At 65.2% G+C, this 20,160-nt stretch carries 15 protein-coding genes and 2 CRISPR repeat arrays (1 of these 17 only partly in view); of the genes, 14 read left to right on the forward strand and 1 reads right to left on the reverse strand.

Annotation, left to right across the window (positions count from 1 at the left end; all coding sequences use genetic code 11):
- Nucleotides 1-93 precede the first annotated feature (93 nt).
- From LZC94_12025 to LZC94_12055, 7 genes are all read left to right on the forward strand, one after another.
- The gene (locus LZC94_12025) at nucleotides 94-909 is read left to right on the forward strand and encodes a (Fe-S)-binding protein (GenBank protein WXB17979.1); all 816 of its coding nucleotides are present in this window, start codon (nucleotides 94-96) and stop codon (nucleotides 907-909) included.
- Nucleotides 909-2,324 carry a lactate utilization protein gene (locus LZC94_12030; GenBank protein WXB17980.1) on the forward strand — a complete coding sequence of 472 codons (1,416 nt, stop codon included), beginning with the start codon at nucleotides 909-911 and terminating at the stop codon, nucleotides 2,322-2,324. The genes LZC94_12025 and LZC94_12030 overlap by 1 nt, the downstream gene beginning before the upstream one ends.
- Nucleotides 2,321-2,929: an LUD domain-containing protein gene (locus LZC94_12035; protein WXB17981.1), complete on the forward strand. Its 609-nt coding sequence runs from the start codon at nucleotides 2,321-2,323 to the stop codon at nucleotides 2,927-2,929. The genes LZC94_12030 and LZC94_12035 overlap by 4 nt, the downstream gene beginning before the upstream one ends.
- A 109-nt stretch (nucleotides 2,930-3,038) precedes the next feature.
- Complete coding sequence (locus LZC94_12040; GenBank protein ID WXB17982.1) at nucleotides 3,039-3,482, forward strand: DUF4377 domain-containing protein; 444 nt, start codon at nucleotides 3,039-3,041, stop codon at nucleotides 3,480-3,482.
- 34 nt (nucleotides 3,483-3,516) lie between these two features.
- Nucleotides 3,517-5,229, forward strand: a complete 1,713-nt coding sequence (locus LZC94_12045; GenBank protein WXB17983.1) for a M14 family metallopeptidase — start codon at nucleotides 3,517-3,519, stop codon at nucleotides 5,227-5,229.
- A 274-nt stretch (nucleotides 5,230-5,503) separates the two neighbouring features.
- Entirely contained in the window at nucleotides 5,504-6,799 is a 1,296-nt protein-coding gene (locus LZC94_12050) for an Hsp70 family protein (protein WXB17984.1), read from the forward strand.
- Nucleotides 6,800-6,842: 43 nt separating this feature from the next.
- Nucleotides 6,843-7,610 (forward strand): hypothetical protein, encoded by a 768-nt coding sequence (locus LZC94_12055; protein ID WXB17985.1) that lies wholly within the window; start codon nucleotides 6,843-6,845, stop codon nucleotides 7,608-7,610.
- Nucleotides 7,611-7,655: 45 nt separating this feature from the next.
- On the opposite strand, the gene LZC94_12060 is transcribed toward LZC94_12055, so the two are convergent.
- On the reverse strand, nucleotides 7,656-8,666 hold the full coding sequence (locus LZC94_12060) for an aldo/keto reductase (GenBank protein WXB17986.1): 1,011 nt from the start codon (nucleotides 8,664-8,666) through the stop codon (nucleotides 7,656-7,658).
- 123 nt (nucleotides 8,667-8,789) lie between these two features.
- Here LZC94_12060 and LZC94_12065 point away from each other — a divergent pair, with 123 nt between their 5' ends.
- The 7 genes from LZC94_12065 to istB all read left to right on the forward strand — a co-directional run bounded on the left by LZC94_12065 (nucleotide 8,790) and on the right by istB (nucleotide 19,503).
- Nucleotides 8,790-9,791, forward strand: a complete 1,002-nt coding sequence (locus LZC94_12065; GenBank protein ID WXB17987.1) for a LysR family transcriptional regulator — start codon at nucleotides 8,790-8,792, stop codon at nucleotides 9,789-9,791.
- Nucleotides 9,712-10,476: a cyclase family protein gene (locus LZC94_12070; GenBank protein WXB17988.1), complete on the forward strand. Its 765-nt coding sequence runs from the start codon at nucleotides 9,712-9,714 to the stop codon at nucleotides 10,474-10,476. The genes LZC94_12065 and LZC94_12070 overlap by 80 nt, the downstream gene beginning before the upstream one ends.
- A gap of 678 nt (nucleotides 10,477-11,154) precedes the next feature.
- The gene (gene cas1, locus LZC94_12075; protein WXB20177.1) at nucleotides 11,155-12,720 is read left to right on the forward strand and encodes a CRISPR-associated endonuclease Cas1; all 1,566 of its coding nucleotides are present in this window, start codon (nucleotides 11,155-11,157) and stop codon (nucleotides 12,718-12,720) included.
- The gene (gene cas2 / locus LZC94_12080) at nucleotides 12,720-13,010 is read left to right on the forward strand and encodes a CRISPR-associated endonuclease Cas2 (GenBank protein ID WXB20178.1); all 291 of its coding nucleotides are present in this window, start codon (nucleotides 12,720-12,722) and stop codon (nucleotides 13,008-13,010) included. The genes cas1 and cas2 overlap by 1 nt, the downstream gene beginning before the upstream one ends.
- A gap of 241 nt (nucleotides 13,011-13,251) precedes the next feature.
- Nucleotides 13,252-16,259: direct repeats of the CRISPR family, unit length 36 nt; unit sequence CCGATCCGCCGTGATGAACGGCGGCCACGTTGAAGC.
- A gap of 585 nt (nucleotides 16,260-16,844) precedes the next feature.
- Complete coding sequence (locus tag LZC94_12085) at nucleotides 16,845-17,219, forward strand: hypothetical protein (protein WXB17989.1); 375 nt, start codon at nucleotides 16,845-16,847, stop codon at nucleotides 17,217-17,219.
- Complete coding sequence (istA, locus tag LZC94_12090) at nucleotides 17,216-18,721, forward strand: IS21 family transposase (GenBank protein WXB17990.1); 1,506 nt, start codon at nucleotides 17,216-17,218, stop codon at nucleotides 18,719-18,721. The genes LZC94_12085 and istA overlap by 4 nt, the downstream gene beginning before the upstream one ends.
- A complete protein-coding gene (gene istB, locus LZC94_12095; protein WXB17991.1) occupies nucleotides 18,718-19,503 on the forward strand; it encodes an IS21-like element helper ATPase IstB in 786 nt (261 codons plus the stop codon). The genes istA and istB overlap by 4 nt, the downstream gene beginning before the upstream one ends.
- A 78-nt stretch (nucleotides 19,504-19,581) precedes the next feature.
- Nucleotides 19,582-20,160: direct repeats of the CRISPR family, unit length 35 nt; unit sequence CCGATCCGCCGTGATGAACGGCGGCCACGTTGAAG (it continues 202 nt past the right edge of the window).

Here is a 20,160-nt window from a genome sequence, read left to right on the forward strand (position 1 = left end):
CTTCGTGATCCCGTCAACGCGAGCCGAGACGGGCCCGCTCCGATGTGGTAAGCGCTTCCCTTTGGGGCTGGGATACGACCTTGTCGAGACCCGATGCGTGACGTCGCTCTTTTTGTCCCTTGTTACATCGATCAATTCTACCCGCAGGTAGGGCTTGCCGCGCTCGAGGTGCTGGAGCGCTTCGGCGCCGAGGTGGACTTTCCTCCCGCGCAAACCTGTTGCGGTCAACCCGTCTTCAACTCGGGCTCGTTCGACGCCGCCTTGCCGCTGGCCGAGAAATTCCTCGATGTCTTCTCCTCGTACCGCTACATCGTGAGCCCCTCCGGGAGCTGTACCTCGATGGTGCGGCATCACTATGCCGAGCTCGTGCCGCATCGGATGGGTGAGCTTCGCGGAAAGACCTTCGAGCTGTGCGAGTTCCTCCACGATGTCCTCGGCGCCAAGCCCGAGGGCCACTTTCCCCATCGGGTCGGACTGCACGCGTCTTGCCATGGCCTTCGTGAGCTTCGTTTGGCCAGCGGGAGCGAGCGCCGCATTCAACCCTTCGACAAGGTGCGCGCGCTCCTGTCCGGGCTCGAAGGCATCGCGTTTGCCGAGCTCGCGCGCAAGGACGAGTGCTGCGGGTTCGGCGGCACCTTCGCGGTGGCCGAGGAGGCGATCTCCGTGGCCATGGGCAACGGCCGCATCGCCGATCACGAGCGCGGCGGGGCCGAGATCATCGCGGGGGCCGATATGAGCTGCCTGATGCACCTCGACGGCTTGATCCGGCGGCAGAAGAGGCCCGTGCGCGTGATGCACGTGGCCGAAATTCTGGCGCAGGCCGCGAGGGATCCCGGCGCCGAAGGGGCGGGAGGTGCGGAGGGGGCCGAGCGCGCAGACGGCGCGGACGAGTTGGTGGAGGCACGCTGATGGAGCACCCGGAGCACGTGAAGCACCCGGAGCACGTGGAGCACCCGGACCGAGCCGCGGCCTTCGTGGCCAACGGCGAGCGGCTCCAGTGGCACGACAAGTCGCTCTGGTTCGTGCGCGAGAAGCGCGATCGCGCGTCGGGGGTGATCCCGGAGTGGGAGGAGCTGCGCGCGCTCGCCGCCGGCATCAAGGCGCACACCTTGTCCCGGTTGGCGGACTACCTGGAGGCGTTCGAGGCGAAGGCCACGGCCCTGGGCGCGCACGTGCACTTTGCGCGCGACGCCGAGGAGCACAATCGCATCGTGCACGAGCTGCTCGCCCGGCGCGGGATCACGCGCGTCGTGAAGAGCAAATCGATGCTCACCGAGCAGTGCGGGCTGAATCATCACTTGGAAGCGCACGGCATCGAGGTGATCGACACCGACTTGGGCGAGCGCATCGTGCAGCTGCGCCACGAGCCGCCGAGTCATATCGTGATGCCGGCGATCCACCTGAAGAAGGAAGAAATCGGCGACTTGTTCCACGACGCGCTGGGCGGCGCCCAGGGCATCTCCGATCCCAAGGCGCTCACCGAAATGGCGCGGGGCCACCTTCGCGACAAGCTCCTGGGCGCGCAGGCCGGGATCACCGGGGTGAATTTCGCGGTGGCCGAGACGGGCGGGTTCGTGGTGTGCACCAACGAGGGAAACGCCGATTTGGGCACCGCGCTGCCTCGATTGCATATTGCATGCATGGGGGTGGAGAAGATCATCCCGCGCGCCAAAGACCTGGGCGTCTTCTTGCGGCTGCTCGCGCGCTCGGCCACCGGGCAGCCGGTGACCGCGTACTCGTCGCACTTCCACGGCCCGCGGCAGGGCGGCGAGCTGCACATCGTCATCGTGGATCACGGGCGCAGCACCATCCTCGGGCGCGAGCACTACCGTCGCACCCTCCAGTGCATCCGCTGCGGCGCGTGCATGAACACCTGCCCGGTCTACCGCCGCAGCGGCGGCCATAGCTACGGCGTGACGGTCCCCGGACCGCTCGGCGCCGTCTTGGCGCCGCACGTGGATCCGGCCAAGCACCGGAGCTTGCCCTTTGCATCGACCCTCTGCGGCTCGTGCACCGACGTGTGCCCGGTGAAGATCGACCTGCACGAGCAGCTCCTTTTGTGGCGCGGCGATCTCGGTCGCCAAAAGCTCGTCCCCTTGAAGAAGCGCATGGCGTCGCGGGTCGCGGGGTGGATCCTCGTGCGCACCTGGGCGTATCTGCTCCTGGGGAGCATCGCCCGGTGGTTCATTCCAAAGTTGCCCAAGGCGCTGGCGCAGCACCGCTGGAACGATTGGGGGCGCCAGCGCGAGCTCCCACCGGCGCCCAAAGAGACGTTCCGCGAGCTGTACGCGAAGCGACGCCGCACGTCGGGCAAGGCCAAATGAGCGACCGCAGCCGCGATCACGTGCTTCGTTCCCTGCGCGCCGCCACCGCCGGGATGACACCGGTGGCGTTGCCGGAGCGCAGCTTCACCGGGGTGCGCTTTGCCGACGTGGAGGCGCAGTTTGCGAAGAGCGTGGCGGAGGTGGGCGGACGCTGCATTTTTGCAGAAGATGCGGCCCTCGAATCGACACTTTTGCAGCTCCCCGCGTACGCCGCGGCCAAGCGCGTTTTATCCCGCGTGCCCGGCCTCGCGCGCGCGAACGTGGAGCGCGCCGAGCTGCGCGCGCCGCGCGAGACGTGGAATATCGACTTTTGCGTGCTGCCGGGGGAGCTCGGCGTGGCCGAGAACGGCGCGGTGTGGGTGGTGGAGGCGGGGTTCTCGCACCGCGCGGCGTGGTTTCTGGCCGAGCATATGGCGCTGGTGGTGCCGGCGCGGAAGCTCGTGCACAACATGCACGAGGCGTATGAACGGATTGAGCTGGGCAGCGCTGGATTTGCCACCTTCGTCTCCGGGCCCTCGAAGACGGCCGATATCGAGCAGTCGCTCGTGATCGGTGCGCAGGGGCCCCGATCGTGTACTGTGCTCGTCACCCGCGGGCCGGCCTAGCGGTACAGGCCTGAAACGCGGATAAGCCGGATAGGCCGGACCAGCCGGATAAACCGGATAAGCCAGCGCGATAGAAAACGAGAAAACGGAAGGGGAGGAGGCACGAGCGATGAAAACGAATCGGAGCGTGGGAAGCATCGCGAGCACGGCCGCGCTTTGCGCGATGGCCGCCATCATCTCCGGCTGCGGCAATGGCACGGCCAGCGGCTCCGGCACGGCATCGCCCACGGCGGCATCGACCGACGACGGCGGCGCATCGAGCGGCGGAGGGTCGGGCGGCGGCGCGGCGGCGGGCGAGGTCCGCGAGATCGAGGTCGACTCGCAGCTCGCCGACTGCACCGGGGTGGGCCCGCAAAAGTGCCTGAAGATCCGGCGGACGCCCGGCGCGCAGTGGGAGTTCTGGTACTCGGGCATCGAGGGCTTCAAGCACCAGGCGGGGACCAAGTACCGCCTTCGCATCCGCGAGGAGAAGGTGCCGAACCCGCCAGCCGACGCGCCCAACGTGCGGTGGGTGCTGGTCGAGGTGCTCGAGCAAAGCGCGGCGAAGCCTTAGCGCGGAGCTCCAGCAAGGGTGCTAGGGTCGCCGGATGACCCAAGCTTCGAACGAAGCGTCGCTTCGCACGCTTGCCGAGCAAACCGATTTCAAGAAGACGGGCCGGTACGACGAGGTTCTTCGTCTGGCCAAAGCTTACGAGCGGACATGGCCCGAGGCGGTCCGCTCGTTCGAGTACGGCCACACCCCCGAGGGGCGGCCGCTGGTGGCGCTGGTGGCCTCGAGGACGGGGGCGCTGACCTCCGAAGAGGTCGCGAAACGAAAGATCCCGGTGCTGCTCCTTCAAGGAGGCATCCACCCCGGCGAGAGCGACGGCAAGGACGCCGGCTTCATGGCGCTGCGCGACATGCTGGAGGCCCGGCACCCCGCGCTCGAGCGCATCGCGATTGTGTTCGTCCCCGTGGCCAACGTGGACGGCCACGAGCGCTTCGGCCGCTGGAGCCGCCCCAACCAAGTCGGCCCCGAGGAAATGGGCCGGCGCACCACCGCGCAGAACCTCAATATGAATCGCGATTACACCAAGGCGGACGCCCCCGAGATGCAGGCCCTGCTGCGCCTGCTCACCGCGTGGGATCCCATCGTGTACGCGGACCTTCACGTGACCAACGGCGCCGACTTCGAGCACGACGTGTCGGTCCAAGTGGAGCCCATTTACGTCGGCGATCCGGGCTTGCACCCGACCGGAACGGCGCTCCGCGATCATGTGATGCAAAAGCTCGCGGCCAGCGGCTCCCTCCCGCTGCCGTTCTATCCGAGCTTGCTGCGCCGCGACGATCCGGCCTCGGGTTTCCAGGTGGACGCGTATTTGCCCCGGTTCTCGACCGGCTATTTTGCGCTTCGCAACCGCTTGACGCTCTTGCTCGAAACGCACTCGTGGAAGGATTACCCCACGCGCGTGCGCATCACGCTGAACACCATTTCGGCCTTGGTCGAGTGGACCGACGCCGAGGGCGCGCGCGCCCTGGCCCTCGCGCAGGAAATCGATGCAAAGGCCGCCAAGCTCGGGGGAACGGCCGTTCCCGTGGAGTACGAGACCGGCGAACACGTCACGACCGTCGCGTTTCGCGGATATGCCTATACGCGCACGCCGTCGGCCGTCTCCGGTATTCTGGCCACCCGCTACGATCCCACCAAGCCGGAGATCTGGCACGTTCCGCTCAAGGACACGGTGCAAACCAAGCGCACCGAGATCGCGCCCAGAGGCGGTTACGTCGTCTCGGCGGCGTTCGCGGAGCTCGTCGGCGAGCGGCTGGCGCTGCATGGAATCGCCTTCCGCCGTCTGACGGCGGGCATCGCGCGAGCGCCGGTGGAGACGTTCCGCGCGAGCCAAGTCACCTTCACCCCGAAGCCCTTCGAAGGGCGCACGATGGTGTCGCTGGATGGTCAGTGGCGCTCGGAGCCGAGGGACATCGCCGTAGGCTCGCTGTTCGTGCCCATCGAGCAAGCCGGCGCGCGCCTGATCATGGCCTTGCTGGAGCCGGCGGCGCCCGACTCGTTCGCGTCGTGGGGATTCTTCAACGCCATGTACGAGCGCAAAGAGTACATGGATGCCTACGTGACCGAGCGGGTCGCGGAGGAGATGCTCGCGCGCGATCCCGAGCTTCGGGCGGAGTTTGCGCGCAAGCTCGACGATCCGAGCTTTGCGCGCAATCCCGAGGCGCGCCTCGACTTCTTCTACCGACGTCATCCGTCGTTCGACGACCACTTCGAGCTCTATCCGGTCTTCCGCGCGAACACCGTGCTCTAGGCGGCTCGAGCGGCGCTCTCGTTGCTCCCGCGGCGCGAGCTGCTCCCGCGGCGCGAGCTGCTCCCGCGGCGCGAGCTGCTCGAGCTGCTCGTGACGCGGGAGCTCCGCTCGAGGTCGATCGCCCCTTGCGCCCTTCGTGTCGAGCGACTAGATACACCGCCCCCCCGGCCACGCCCCGTGCGTACGCCTGCGCCGTGTACAAATGCCACGGCGCGCTGCCCGTCCCCGCGACCCGCCAAGCTTGGCCGGTCCGGGGGCGACGAGGAGGTCCATCATGCGGAGATGTCTTGGGCTCGACTTAGGGACGACGAACAGCTCACTTGCTTTGGCCGATGCAGACCGTGCCGTCTCATTGGCTCGATTCCCGCATAGCGGCGGTCTCTCGGAGACGTTTCGCTCGATTCTTTATTTTCATCCCGACGCGCAGGATGCCCGCCGCGGAATCACCTCCATCGCAGGCGGGGAGGCGATAGACCGTTATCTCGAGGCCGATGGAACGGGCCGCCTGATTCAATCGCTCAAATCGTACCTGGCCGACACGGGCTTCGAGTCGACGAACGTCTTTGGCCGCACGTACTCGCTGACCGAGCTGCTCTCGTTTTTGGTGCGCGCCCTGCGCAAGATCGCCGAAGAGCAAATGGGCGAGCTCGGCCCGCGCATCGTGGTGGGGAGGCCGGTGCACTTCTCCGGCGGAAGAGCCGACGACGACGACGCCTTCGCGGAGGGCCGCCTGCGCACCGCCATCGCCGCCGCCGGCTTCGAGGAGATCGTCTTCGAATACGAGCCGGTGGCGGCCGCCTATTATTACGAATCGCGCCTCGACCACGACGAGCTGGTGCTCATTGCCGACTTCGGCGGCGGCACCAGCGACTTCTCCCTCATCCGCGTAGGCCCCAGCGCACGAAAAGCCAAACAGGCCGATCGCATCTTGGGCAACGATGGCGTCGGCATCGCCGGCGACGCCCTCGACGCCAAGATCCTCCACAACCTGGTGTCGCCCTCCATCGGCCTCGGCTCCTCGTACCAATCGATGCTGGGCAAAGAGCTCCCGGTGCCGGTGTGGATCTACGCGAAGCTCCGTCGCTGGCACCATTTGTCGTTTCTCAAGTCGAAGCGCACCACCGAGCTTTTGCGCGAGATCCTCGATCAGTCGTTGGAGCCCGAGAAGATCCAAGCGCTCGTGCACATCATCGACCACGATCTCGGCTACCATTTGTACCGCGCCGTCGAGCGGTCGAAGGTGGCCCTCTCGAAGAGCGACCGCACCACCTTCCTCTTCGAAGACGACACCCTGCGCATCGAGCACCCGCTCTCCCGCACCGACTTCGAGGCGTGGATTGCCGAGGAGACGGACGCGATGTCCGAGTGCGTCGATCGCCTGCTCACCCGCGTCGGCGTCGACGCCCGCGAGGTGGACCGCGTGTTCATGACCGGGGGAACCTCCTTCGTCCCGGCCGTCCGCAACATCTTCGACACGCGCTTCGGCTCCGCAAAAATCGAAGCCGGCGGCGAGATGATCTCGGTCGCCAGCGGCCTTGCCCTACGGGCGCTCGATCTGGATCGCGCATAACCGGTATGCGTCGCGCCGAGATGAGCTATCGTTTCGTTCCACGATGAACCAGTATCCGCCGCAAGGTCCGTCCGGGCTTCCCCCTCAAGGTCCGCCCGGAGCACCGCCGCAAGGTCCGCCCGGTCCTGGCATGCCGCCGCAAGGTCCGCCCGGTCCTGGCATGCCTCCTTACGGGACGCCGCCGGCGCGCAAGTCGGGCAAAGGATGGGTGATCGCGCTGAGCATCCTCGGCGGGCTGACGTTCCTGGCCCTCGTGGGCCTTGGCGTTGGGGTTTATGTTTTCACCAAGAGCGACGTGGGGCAAGCGGCCTTCAAGATGGTCGACGTCTCGAAAAAGTCGCTGAACGCCCCCGGAACCGAGGAGCTCCGCCGTCTTGGATGTGCGCAGGCGTTGGTGGTCGACGCCACCGAGTTTGCATCCGCCATGGCGGGCATCTTCGACGGCGGCACCGGTGTGCCCGAAATCGATCGACTGGTCGTGACGTGCCAGCTCGAGAAAGAACCGGGCCCCACGTGCAATGACGTCGCCGCCGCCTATGTCCGCGCCGTCGGCACCGTGAAGAAGGAGTTCATGGTGTCCGTGCAAAAGCCGAACGACTCCGAACCTGCGTGCCAAGCCGCCTACGATTCGTCGGGCAAGTTCGTTCAGGATCTGTCCGGCGCCGTCGGCGGTCTGGGGGCCCAGCCCGGGGAGGCGCTGCAAGTTCCGGAGAACCTGCCGACGCCGACGGACGAAACCGCGCCCGCGCCGGAAAATGCCGCGCCGGCCGAGCAGCCGGCGCCGGCGAAGAAGGCACCGGCGGGTAAGTAAGAAGGGGAAGTTGGCGCGCGGGGCGCGGGGCGGCGTGCGCGGAGGTTAGCGCTCGCTGTCCAAGTGCGCCATTTGGCCGGCTTGGTAGCGGTCACCGCGGATCGAGCCGGGGGGGACGATGTCCTCCAATGCGCGAAGCTCGTCGGCGGAGAGCGGCTTGGCGAGGGCGCCGAGCACGTCGTCGAGCTGCTCGCGCGTTCGCGCGCCGACGAGGGGAACGAGCTTCGGCTGTTTGGCGAGCGCCCACGCGACGGCGATTTGGGCGGTGGTTCGGTTCGACCTCGCCGCAAAGGCGCGGAGGCGTTCGACGATGGCCTCGTTGTGGGCGCCGTTCTCACCGGTGAACCGCGGAAGGTGCGCGCGGAAGTCGCCGGGGCCGCTCGGCTTTCGTCCGCTGAGCAACCCGCGCGAGAGGACGCCATAGAGGGTCGCGCTGATGCCCAGCTCCTCGAGCACGGGGAAGATCTTCTCCTCCGGGCCGCGGCTCGCGAGCGAATACTCGATTTGCAAATCCACCACGGGGTGCACGGCATGCGCGCGGCGGATCGTCTCGACGCCGACCTCCGACAACCCCATGTGCCGGACGTATCCTCGTTGAATCAAATCGGCGATGGCCCCCACGGTGTCCTCGATGGGGACGTGCGGATCGAGCCGCGCGGGCCGATACACATCGATGACGTCCACCCCGAGGCGCTTCAAGCTATACGCGGCGAAGTTCTTCACGGCGGCGGGCCGGCAATCGATCCCGATGAAGGCGCCATCGGGTGAGCGCATACCCCCGAACTTGACGGATATCTGCAGCTCGTCGCGGCGCGCGCCCAGCCCTTCCAGGGCACGCCGCACGAGCAGCTCGTTGTGCCCATGGCCATAAAAGTCGCCGGTGTCGATCAACGTCACGCCGCGCTCCACGGCGGCGTGGATCGTTCGAACGCCCTCGTCGTCGGCGCTCGCGCCGTACATCCCGGACATGCCCATGCAACCGAGCGCGATGGGAAAGACCTTCGGACCGGTGGCACCGAGCGGGATCGCGCGGGGGCTCGTTTTCTCTTGGCTCATGGGGACTCCTTTTCGTGTGCAAGGAGCGTAAGGCGCGCCGTCCCATCAGACCAACGAATAGGATCGATACGAGACATGAACGTAGTTTATGTATTGCGCCGGTGAATGCGTTACATAGAAGCCATGAACGAGGATTATGGACGAAACCTCAATCTGAACCTTCTGCGCGTCTTCGTGGTGGTGGCCGATTGCGGGAGCGTCACGGCGGCGGCGTCGCAGCTGTATTTGACCCAGCCGGCCATCAGCGCCGCGTTGCGAAGGCTGACCGAGAGCGTCGGCGCCCCGCTCTTCATGCGGCAAGGCCGAGGCCTGGTGCTCACGCACCGCGGCGCGAGCCTGCTGGCCACCGTGCGTCCGCACCTCTCGGCCCTGGTCGAGGCGGCGCTGGATCCCGCGCCCTTCGATCCGCGCACGAGCGAGCACATTTTGCGATTGGGTTTCGCCGACGCCATGGAAGCGTCCCTCCTTCCGGGCCTCTTGCGGGCGCTCGAGCGGGAGGCCCCACGGATGCGCGTCATCTCCGTGCCCATCCAATTCCGCACGGTGGCGGCCGCCCTCATGTCGCGCCAAATCGACGCCGCCATCACGGTGGCGGACGAAATGCCGCCGGGCATCGAGCGCCGCCCCTTGTCCAAGGGCAGCTTCGTCTGCCTGTACGATCCACGCCACGTGCGTCTGAAGAAGCCCTTGCGCGAGCGCGACTACTTTGCGCGCGACCACGTCATCGTCTCCTACAACGCGGACCTCCGCGGCATCGTCGAGGACATGCTGCACAAGAAGCGCAAGGTGCGCTGCTCGGTCGCGAGCTTTGCAAACGTCGGAGCCATCGTCGATGGCTCCTCGCTCTTGGCGACCGTCCCCCACGACGTCGCCCATCAAATCTGCGCGACCCGCCCACATCTGCGCACGATGGCGTTACCCTTCGACCTCGGCGGCGCACCGCTGGAGCTTTTGTGGCACGGCGCCGACGACGACGCAGCCGGCCGTTTCATTCGCGAAAAGATTATCGCGCTGGCCGAGCGGGGAAAGCACTATTCTGACGAGAATGTCCGTTCTCGCGCAACTCGTCGAAGCGATCGCCCACCGCCACATCGCCGTCATCGATCTGACCGCGCCTCTTCATGAGGGCACGCCCATCTTGAACCTGCCGGAGCCGTTCGGCAATACATGGCGCTTCCAGCTCGAAGAGATAAGCCGTTACGACGAGCGCGGGCCCGGGTGGTATTGGAACAATATCCGCACCGGGGAGCACACGGGGACGCACCTCGATGTGCCCGTACATTGGGCGACGGGCAAAGACGGAGTCGACGTATCGCGTGTACCGGTGGAGCAATTGATCGCGCCGGCCGTCGTTCTGGACTTTACGGAGCAGTCGGCGGCGGACCACGATTTCTTGTTGCAGATTGCCCATGTGCGAGCGTGGGAGTCCGCTCATGGGCCGCTGCCTCGCGGGGGGTGGCTTTTGTATCGAACCGGGTGGGATGCGCGCGGCGAGAGAGAGGCGGACTTCTTGAATGGCGGACACACGCCGGGGATTTCTCCGGAGTGCGCAAAGTGGTTGGCGGAGGAAAGTGCGATTGTGGGGATTGGCGTGGAGACGGTGGGGACGGACGCCGGGGCGGCGCACTCGTTCGAGCCGGCGTTCCCTTGTCACGCGCACTTTTTGGGCAAAGGGAAATATGGGCTTACGCAGCTGCGGCGATTGCGTGAATTGCCGGCGCGGGGCGCGGTGCTGATGGTGGCGCCGTTGCCGATTGTCGGCGGGTCGGGGAGTCCATGCCGGGTTTTGGCGTTGGTGGAGAGGGGGTAGGGGGTAGATGGGGAGGGGGGGGCATGGACGAGTGGGCTGGGGCTACGGGTAGGGGGTAGAGGGGGGCGCCGCGCGGCAAGTGAACGGAGGGGGGTGCGGCGGTCGCGGTTGCATGCGGGTCGTGGTTGCATGCGGAGGGGCGGTGTGCGGCTCTTGGCTTTGCGGATGTTTATCGAACGCCGGACGTCGATGCATGGCCGTGGATTTCGTGGTGGATGAGGGCGGGCGATTGGGGTCGAATGCGAATTGATTCGGTGCGCATCGAGCTGTCGGGGTGGGGCGTGTCGCGGTTGGAAGCGAAGAGGGGCGGGGGGGACAATGGTCGAGGAAGCGAAGAAGACGGAACGTGCGGATGCCGCGTCCGTAGAGCCAGTTGCTCCGCGCGCGAAGACGCTCGGGCGCTTTCCGTTGGAGCCCGAACCACCTCCGCTCATTCCGGCACGCATGATCAACGAGGTGCTCTATTGCGAGCGGCTGATGGCGCTCGAGTGGATGCAGGGGGAGTTCGCGGACAATGCGTTTACCGTGGAGGGGCGAACCGTGCATACGCGGGCCGACCTTCCCGGGGGTGCTCTGCCGCCGGTTCCTGCCGGTCCGAAACGGGGCGTGCGCGCAAAGAGGGGCGGGTCGGTGGCGGGGCGGGGGACGGGTGACTCGGAGTCGACGGCCGCGGTGGAGATGGTGCTCGCAGACGAGTCGGAGTTGCGCTCGACGGACGAGCGCGGGTTGGCGGATGAGGGGAGCGTATCAGAAGGTCCTCGGCCTTACGTCGCCCGCTCACTGTGGCTCTCGTCCGAGGCGCTCGGGCTCACGGCGAAGATCGATGTCGTCGAAGGGAGCGAAGATGGGAGTGTCATACCCATCGAATACAAGCGCGGCAAAGCGCCTGAAGTGCCCGAGGGGGCTTATTTACCGGAGAGGGCGCAGCTCGGCGCGCAAGTCCTGCTACTTCGGGAGCACGGTTACATTTGTAACGCGGCCGATATTTACTTCGCAGGCTCGAAAAAGCGGATCTCGATTGGAATCGACGACACGCTCCTGACGACGGTGCGCGACGCCGTGCGGAGGGTGCGCGTCTTGTGCTCGCGGACCGAGCTTCCTCCGCCGCTCGAAGACAGTCCGAAATGCGACGGCTGCTCCCTCATCGGAATTTGTTTGCCCGACGAAACAAATCTTTTACGAAAGGAGCGTTCGCGCGCAGACGACGCGGCGCCGTCTGCACTACGACGTTTGCATCCTGCACGCGACGATCGTCTTCCGCTCTATGTGACAGAGCCAGGCGCACGTATCGGTGTCGATGGCTCGGAGCTCGTCGTGCGCGGCAAGGAGCAGACGACACGTGCTCGGTTGCCGAACACCTCGCACGTCTCGCTCTTCGGCAACGTGCAAATCAGCACCCAGGCTCTTCGCCGTCTCATGGAGCAAGGAATTTCCGTAACTTTTCTGTCGAGCGGCGGCTGGTTCTACGGTCGCGCGGAAGGCATCGGCTCGAACAATGTCGATCTTCGTATGGCCCAACACCGGGCTGCGGCAGACCCCGCGACATGCCTGCAGCTCGCGCGTGCCTTCGTCGAAGCAAAGATCCGGAATTCCCGCACCATGCTACGTCGCAATCACGACGGCATTGCGCAGAGCGTACTCTTCGAACTCGAACAGCTCGCGCGCAAGGCCGCGGAGTCCGAGCGCATCGAGAGCCTGCTCGGCCTCGAGGGAACAGCCGCCCGGGTATACTTCGGCGCTTTCTCGGGCATGCTGCGTGGCGAGGCAGCGCGAACATTCGACCTGGATGGCCGCAACCGGCGCCCGCCGAAAGATCCGGTGAACGCGCTGCTGTCTCTCGCCTACGCGACGCTCGCGCGCGAGCTCACCGTTGCTCTTGGTAACGCCGGACTGGACCCGTTGCTAGGATTTTATCACCGTCCTCGATTCGGCCGTCCGGCACTCGCGCTCGATATGATGGAGGAGCTACGGCCGGTCATCGCCGATTCGGTGGTGCTCACCGCGCTCAATACAGGCGTCGTGGGCGAAAGCGATTTCTTGCGGCATCCCGTCGGCGTTTCGCTGACACCAGCCGCGCGAAAGCGCCTCCTGCTCGCACACGAACGCCGAATGGACCAAATCGTGACGCACCCCGTTTTCGGCTATCAAGTGAGCTGGCGCCGCATGCTCGAAGTGCAGGCGCGCCTCCTCGGCCGTTTCCTGCTCGGCGAGATCCCGACCTATCCTCAACTCCGACCTCGGTGATGCGACAGGCCTTCATCGTCACCTACGACGTCCGCGACCCGAAACGCTTGCGCCGCGTGTACCGCGTGCTTCGCGGATACGGGCGCCATTTGCAGCTCTCCGTCTTCCAGTGCGAGCTCGATGCACGCGAGCGCGTCGAGCTCATGGCCAAGCTGCGCAAGGCGGTTCATCACGATGAGGATCAGGTGCTCTTCGTCGACATCGGGCCCGCAGATGGTCGCGGCGCGACCTCGATCGAGTCGATTGGCGTGGCGTATGTGCCGGAGGAAAGGCGAGCTATTATCGTTTGAAGGGAGAAAGGGGGTGGAAATGTGGTTGTAGGGGGGCGGTTGGAGGTGGCTTGCGAGCGGTGAGGTGATCGGCAAATGCCGGGAGGCGCTCGCAGTGCCTACTTGTTCTTTGAAAATAAGGAGTTACGGTTCGTATACATGCCGGTGGTCGTGTTGACGCGCTGCGGAATTGGTCGGGGGGAGGGGACCGCTCGCAAAGTGGGTCGCAAGAAAGTAGTTTCATTGGGGTTCTGGGCGACCCCCGATCCGCCGTGATGAACGGCGGCCACGTTGAAGCCCAGTTGTCCGCCCGGAGGACGAACGCCGGGTGGAGCGCCGATCCGCCGTGATGAACGGCGGCCACGTTGAAGCTAGAGCAAATCGGTGTCAACGCTACGCCCTGGACTGCTCTGGCCGATCCGCCGTGATGAACGGCGGCCACGTTGAAGCGAAGCGGGGGAACGCGCCGCGAAAGAAGCCGGCAACGAAGCTTGGCCGATCCGCCGTGATGAACGGCGGCCACGTTGAAGCTCGTCGCTGGCGAAGACGTTCGCGCCGAAGCTCGCGATGGTCCGATCCGCCGTGATGAACGGCGGCCACGTTGAAGCGGCGATGAAGCAGGTGTCGCGAACATCATCGGCAGCCGATCCGCCGTGATGAACGGCGGCCACGTTGAAGCGTCGTCGGGTGCAACTCGATGGCGTCGACATAGGTCCGATCCGCCGTGATGAACGGCGGCCACGTTGAAGCCACCTCGTGGGCCATGAGGCGTCGAAGCCCCCGCGCGCTGGACCCCGATCCGCCGTGATGAACGGCGGCCACGTTGAAGCGGCATCTCCTCGAGTAAGTTCAATAATATTCTCTGGGAGCCGATCCGCCGTGATGAACGGCGGCCACGTTGAAGCCGTCGGGAGCCCCGTCGACGGGACGACGCCGCGGATGGCCGATCCGCCGTGATGAACGGCGGCCACGTTGAAGCTGCCTCTCCGGAGTCGAGCCCCACGGGGCGCTGGGCCTCCGATCCGCCGTGATGAACGGCGGCCACGTTGAAGCATGACCGCCTCCACACATTTAACATAGACCCAAATATTTGCTCGCCGATCCGCCGTGATGAACGGCGGCCACGTTGAAGCTCAATCGCTTCGGGCGTAGCGCGAGAAACGCCGCTCTCACCGCCGATCCGCCGTGATGAACGGCGGCCACGTTGAAGCTCTTTCCGGTATTCCCGGATGGTGCGTCGGAGGAGGCCGATCCGCCGTGATGAACGGCGGCCACGTTGAAGCCAAGACTTCTTCGCCGCGCGTTGGCCCGTACGCCTCCCGATCCGCCGTGATGAACGGCGGCCACGTTGAAGCGTCGCCGAAGAACATTGGGGCGATCGCCCCGGCGAGCTCACCGGCCGATCCGCCGTGATGAACGGCGGCCACGTTGAAGCATCCAGGGTTTCGACTTGCAGTCGAAGCAACTCTATTTCGGCCGATCCGCCGTGATGAACGGCGGCCACGTTGAAGCATGTGCACACCGACGCCGGTCGTGCACGTGGATTACGAGCCGATCCGCCGTGATGAACGGCGGCCACGTTGAAGCACGACGCTGAAAATCCAATGCGCGTCCAAGATGTGACGCTCCGATCCGCCGTGATGAACGGCGGCCACGTTGAAGCCAGCGCTCCAAGCGCCCGCCGAGGAGTGCATCGAGAAAACCGATCCGCCGTGATGAACGGCGGCCACGTTGAAGCACGAAGACCCCGGCGACTGCAGGCGTAGTCTCGAGCGTCCGATCCGCCGTGATGAACGGCGGCCACGTTGAAGCATGGTAGAGTGCAATGGCGTCGTCGTCAGAAAGAATCTTACCCCGATCCGCCGTGATGAACGGCGGCCACGTTGAAGCGCAACGACGGAACCCATATACCAGAGTATAAGGTTTGATCTCCGATCCGCCGTGATGAACGGCGGCCACGTTGAAGCAAGTCGATCCATATTTTCGCGAATATTAGCCGCACGAGCTTTCCGATCCGCCGTGATGAACGGCGGCCACGTTGAAGCCTTTCCAAGCACTCTGCCTTGCGCTGTGCCATCTGGACCCGATCCGCCGTGATGAACGGCGGCCACGTTGAAGCATCACATATCCATCGCTACAACTCGTCGGCATCTCACCGATCCGCCGTGATGAACGGCGGCCACGTTGAAGCGCTACAGGATGGCTCGAGAGCGAAAGGACCCGAAAAAGAGCGCCGATCCGCCGTGATGAACGGCGGCCACGTTGAAGCACACCGACTTGTCCAAGCTTACGGTAGAGGAGCTCGAGAACCGATCCGCCGTGATGAACGGCGGCCACGTTGAAGCGAAGTTTGACGCCAAGGGCAAGTCGGAAGAGTACCTCCGCGCCCGATCCGCCGTGATGAACGGCGGCCACGTTGAAGCCACCCGAATATACGGGCCGGTCAAAAAGAGCCTCGCCAAGCCGATCCGCCGTGATGAACGGCGGCCACGTTGAAGCACCGAGAATGAGACGTTCCAGCGTGACGGTAACGTTCGCCAGCCGATCCGCCGTGATGAACGGCGGCCACGTTGAAGCGGGCGCACCTTCCGCCAGCGAAGAGGACGTGACCCGTGGCCGGCCGATCCGCCGTGATGAACGGCGGCCACGTTGAAGCACGACCCGGAGGAGGTGGACGCGTGAAATTCATAACGAAAGCCGATCCGCCGTGATGAACGGCGGCCACGTTGAAGCTTCACGTCCTTCATGCGCCGATACCCCTCGTTTGCGCCCGATCCGCCGTGATGAACGGCGGCCACGTTGAAGCTTTTTGAGCACCGCGGGCCTTCGGTTGTCGTGTTCCGCGAGGCCCGATCCGCCGTGATGAACGGCGGCCACGTTGAAGCGAGAGGACTCTGCTAGGATCAGCGCACCACGACAAATCCGTCCGATCCGCCGTGATGAACGGCGGCCACGTTGAAGCCACTCTACGTACGTGGCTTGACCCCAACGGGCAACCGGGGCCCGATCCGCCGTGATGAACGGCGGCCACGTTGAAGCATGTCCGCCATGGAGTTATCTAGTGCGAGGCCCGACTCCTTGCCGATCCGCCGTGATGAACGGCGGCCACGTTGAAGCACTTCGACCGTCGAACCCTTCAATCGGCGAACCGCCGCGGCCGATCCGCCGTGATGAACGGCGGCCACGTTGAAGCGCGTTCGGCATCGCCGACCAGCGCTTCGCGTTCTCGCTCCGCCGATCCGCCGTGATGAACGGCGGCCACGTTGAAGCGGGAAGTGAATGCCCGACGCTGATTATGTTGGCGGGCGCCTCGAAGCGGGGAATTTCGGGCAGGCCGGTCTCGTGACGTAGTTGGCCACCGCGCGCCGGTTCTGGGACGATTTGGGATGACCGCCTGAAAAAAGAGAAGGGCCCGAAGTCTGACCACTTCGAGCCCAGGTCGCCCGCGGTGTGCACGCGTTCGACGATGACGTTGTCGCACGAGTGCCCAGCGCCGGCCCAATTCCTGGCGGCGCCGTGTGCACGACGCTCTCGATCTTCGACAAATTCAGTGCATTCGCGACACCTGTCGTCGGCTCATCCTGCTTTGCTCGTCTTGCGATCGGGGTCATCTCTATTGCAGTGAGACCTGTCGCGATTTGCAACGCGCCGAGGCTCGAGCCTTATCGAAGCGAAGGCATTGGCAGAGCTTCGAAGGTCGGTGGGCCACCGCCCGTCGGGTCGCTCGCCTCCGCGATCGCGGGCGAAATGTAACGGACACCGGTCGCCCAGAAGTTGGCCCTCCAGCAACCCTCGTTTCGCCCGAGCCGCCCGCCGTCACGGAGATGGCGCAGCCCTCGGCGATGGAGACGCTCGATGACCGACATTTGGATGGGGATCTCCCCCGGACCGCTCACCACCCGCGTACTCGCGATGGCCGGCGCCCGCGAGACGATCGTAAAGGCCAATCTGCGCGCGGACCCTGCGCACCCGCGCGCCCTCGCGACGCTGCTCGAGGCCGTGGCCCTCTGGCAGGGGCAGAAGGTCCGCGCTGCACTTTGTGCCAAAGACCGGGATGGGGCATCCGACTCCATCCTCTATCGCGCGGCATTCGGGGACGAGGGCGGATTGCTCTATTCGCTCGATTGGTTGCCCGCGCTCCCCCCGAGACGACGGCGCCATCGTGATCTCGCGGGCGTTGGCGATTTCAACGACTTGCGACAGTTGCTCCTCTTCGAGGTGGCTCGATGATCGCGCCCGAGCTTCGCTCGCGCATTCGCCGCCTCTTCTTCGCCGAGCACTGGAAGATCGGCACCATCGCGGCCGAGCTCCGGCTCCACCGCGACACCGTCGAGCACGCGATCGAGCCACAGCGATTCGCCAATGTCGCCTATCGCGCGAGCGCTTCGATGCTCGATCCGTACAAAGCCTTCATCCGCGCGACCCTCGAGACCCACCCGCGACTGCGCGCCACCCGCGTGCTGGAAATGATCGCGCAGCGTGGTTACGAAGGCTCCGTGTGGCCGCTTCGGCGATATGTTCGGCGCGTCCGGCCCATCTCTCGGCACGAAGCCTTTTTCCGTCTCACGACGCTCCCAGGGGAGCAGGCTCAAGTCGATTGGGGCTCGTTCGGTTCCATCACCATCGGCGAGACACGGAGACCGCTCTCGTGCTTCGTGATGGTGCTCTCGTATTCGCGGGCCATCTTCGCCCGTTTCGTTCTCGATCAAACGCTCGAGAGCTTTCTGCGCTGCCACGTGGCGGCTTTCCATACGTATGGCGGTGTCCCGCGTGCCCTCCTTTACGATAATCTCAAGACGGCGGTGCTCGAGCGCGTGGGCGATGTCATCCGATTCCACCCTCGATTGCTCGATCTCGCCGGGCACTACCACTTCTCCCCCCAGCCCGTCGCGCCGGCGCGCGGCAATCAAAAGGGTCGTGTGGAGCGCGCCATTCGGTACCTACGCGAATCGTTCTTTGCCGCCCGCGCGTTTCGCTCCGTCGAAGAGCTCAATCGCAAACTGGACGACTGGATTGGCAGCGTCGCACATGCGCGCATCGTCCCTGGCGATCTGCACAAGCGCACCATCCATGACGCCCTCGAGCAGGAGCGCGGACGTCTGCTCGCTTTGCCCGAGCACCCTTTTCTCTGCGACTACGTTCGAGCTACCGCCTCCGGCAAATCACCCTACATCCGTTTCGACGGCAACGATTATTCGATTCCTCATACCCTCGTGCGCAAGCCACTGACACTCGTCGCATCCGACGCCCTGCTTCGCATCCTGGATGGCAACACCGAGGTCGCGCGCTACCCGAGGTCATGGGAGAAAGGACGGCAGATCGAGACGCCGCAGCACCTCACGGCGCTCGCCGACGAAAAACGACGTGCGCGCGAGCATCGCGGTCGGAATCGACTCTTTGCCGTGTGCACGAGCGCCGAGCCCTTCCTCCACGAGGTCGCGCGCCACGGCGGACACCTCGGAGGGACCACGACCCGATTGTTGCACCTGCTCGAGGAGCACGGCGAAAGCGAGCTCCAAGCCGCCCTTTCCGACGCCCATCGGCGTGGCGCGTTCACCGCGCAATCGGTTGCTCACATCCTCGACCAGCGCCGACGCGCCCGCGGCGCTCCGCTGCAAGTGCCCCCCGTACTGCCCAACGATCCGCGCGTGCGCGACATCGTCGTCGCACCGCGCTCACTCGCCGTCTACGACAAACTCGCCAAGAGCCACGACGGGGAGGACGAGCCATGACCGAGCTTCGCGAGCGCCTTCGCGCCCTCGGACTGCTCTCCACCGCGAGCGCCTTCGACGATCTGGTCGCGCTCGCGACGAAAAAGCGTTGGGGATTGACCGAGATCCTCGAGTACATCGCCGACCTGGAAGAGAAGGACCGGGCTAGGCGCGGTCTCGAGCGGCGGATGTCGCGCAGCCGGCTGGAGAAATTCAAGCCGATGAGCGACTTCGAATGGGACTGGCCGACCAAGATCGACCGACCTCTGGTCGAATCCGTCCTCTCTGTCGACTTCGTCGCGGCGCATCGCAACGTCGTGCTCGTGTCGCCGAGCGGGCTTGGAAAAACGATGATCGCGCAAAACATCGTACATCGCGCGGTGCTCGCCGGGCATTCCGTGCTCTTTCTTTCGGCCGCAAAGCTCTTGCTCGATCTCGGAGCTCAAGAGTCGGCGCGGGCGCTCGAGCGCCGGCTGCACTACTTCTCCAAGATCGGCCTTCTCGTGATCGACGAGGTGGGGTTTCTCGCCTTCGACAATCGCAATGCCGATCTCCTCTTTCAAGTCGTCAGTCGAAGGTACGAAAAGAAGAGCCTCGTGCTCACCACGAACCTCGCTTTCAAGGACTGGCACACGATCTTCCCATCGGCCACCTGCGCAACGGCCCTCGTCGAGCGAGTGATTCATCACGCCGACGTGGTCACCATCGAAGGAGAGAGCTACCGAATGCGCGAATCCGAAGCCACCGCGAAGGACAGGCGGGCAGCCCGCAAGGCGAAGAAGGACCCGCCGGCCGACTCGTGACGGAATGGGCAGCCCGGATCATCCGCGTTCACGCGGCGACCGGGCTGCACCGAATTCTGCGCATCGACACGCTCGGCAACAATCCGCCGTGATGAACGGCGGCCACGTTGAAGCGCAACAGTTGCGTCGGCAATCGTTGCGCTCGTGAGCCGATCCGCCGTGATGAACGGCGGCCACGTTGAAGCAGGAAGCGCTCCTCGAGTTGAAACGACGCCCACCAACCGATCCGCCGTGATGAACGGCGGCCACGTTGAAGTTGCAAGTGTCTCACCTGCCCATGGCGCTGAATCCACGATCCGATCCGCCGTGATGAACGGCGGCCACGTTGAAATACCAACCCTGTTCATGCCGATCGGCGCACACGTCACACCGCTCCGCCGTGATGAACGGCGGCCACGTTGAAGTGCTCGGCTCTACGCATTTGCCGCATAGTCGACGGGACCGATCCGCCGTGATGAACGGCGGCCACGTTGAAGTCACAGACTCGGGATTGCGCCGTCCCTACTGACGCCTCGGCCGATCCGCCGTGATGAACGGCGGCCACGTTGAAGTAGAACCAATCTCCAGAGCGCGTACGCCGAGGTCAGGTACGGCCCGATCCGCCATGATGAACGGCGGCCACGTTGAAGCGAGCTATGTGTCGACCACGCTGGGGCC

It is taken from the genome of Sorangiineae bacterium MSr11954 (genome assembly GCA_037157815.1).
Classification (GTDB): Bacteria; Myxococcota_A; Polyangia; order Polyangiales; family Polyangiaceae; genus Pendulispora; species Pendulispora albinea.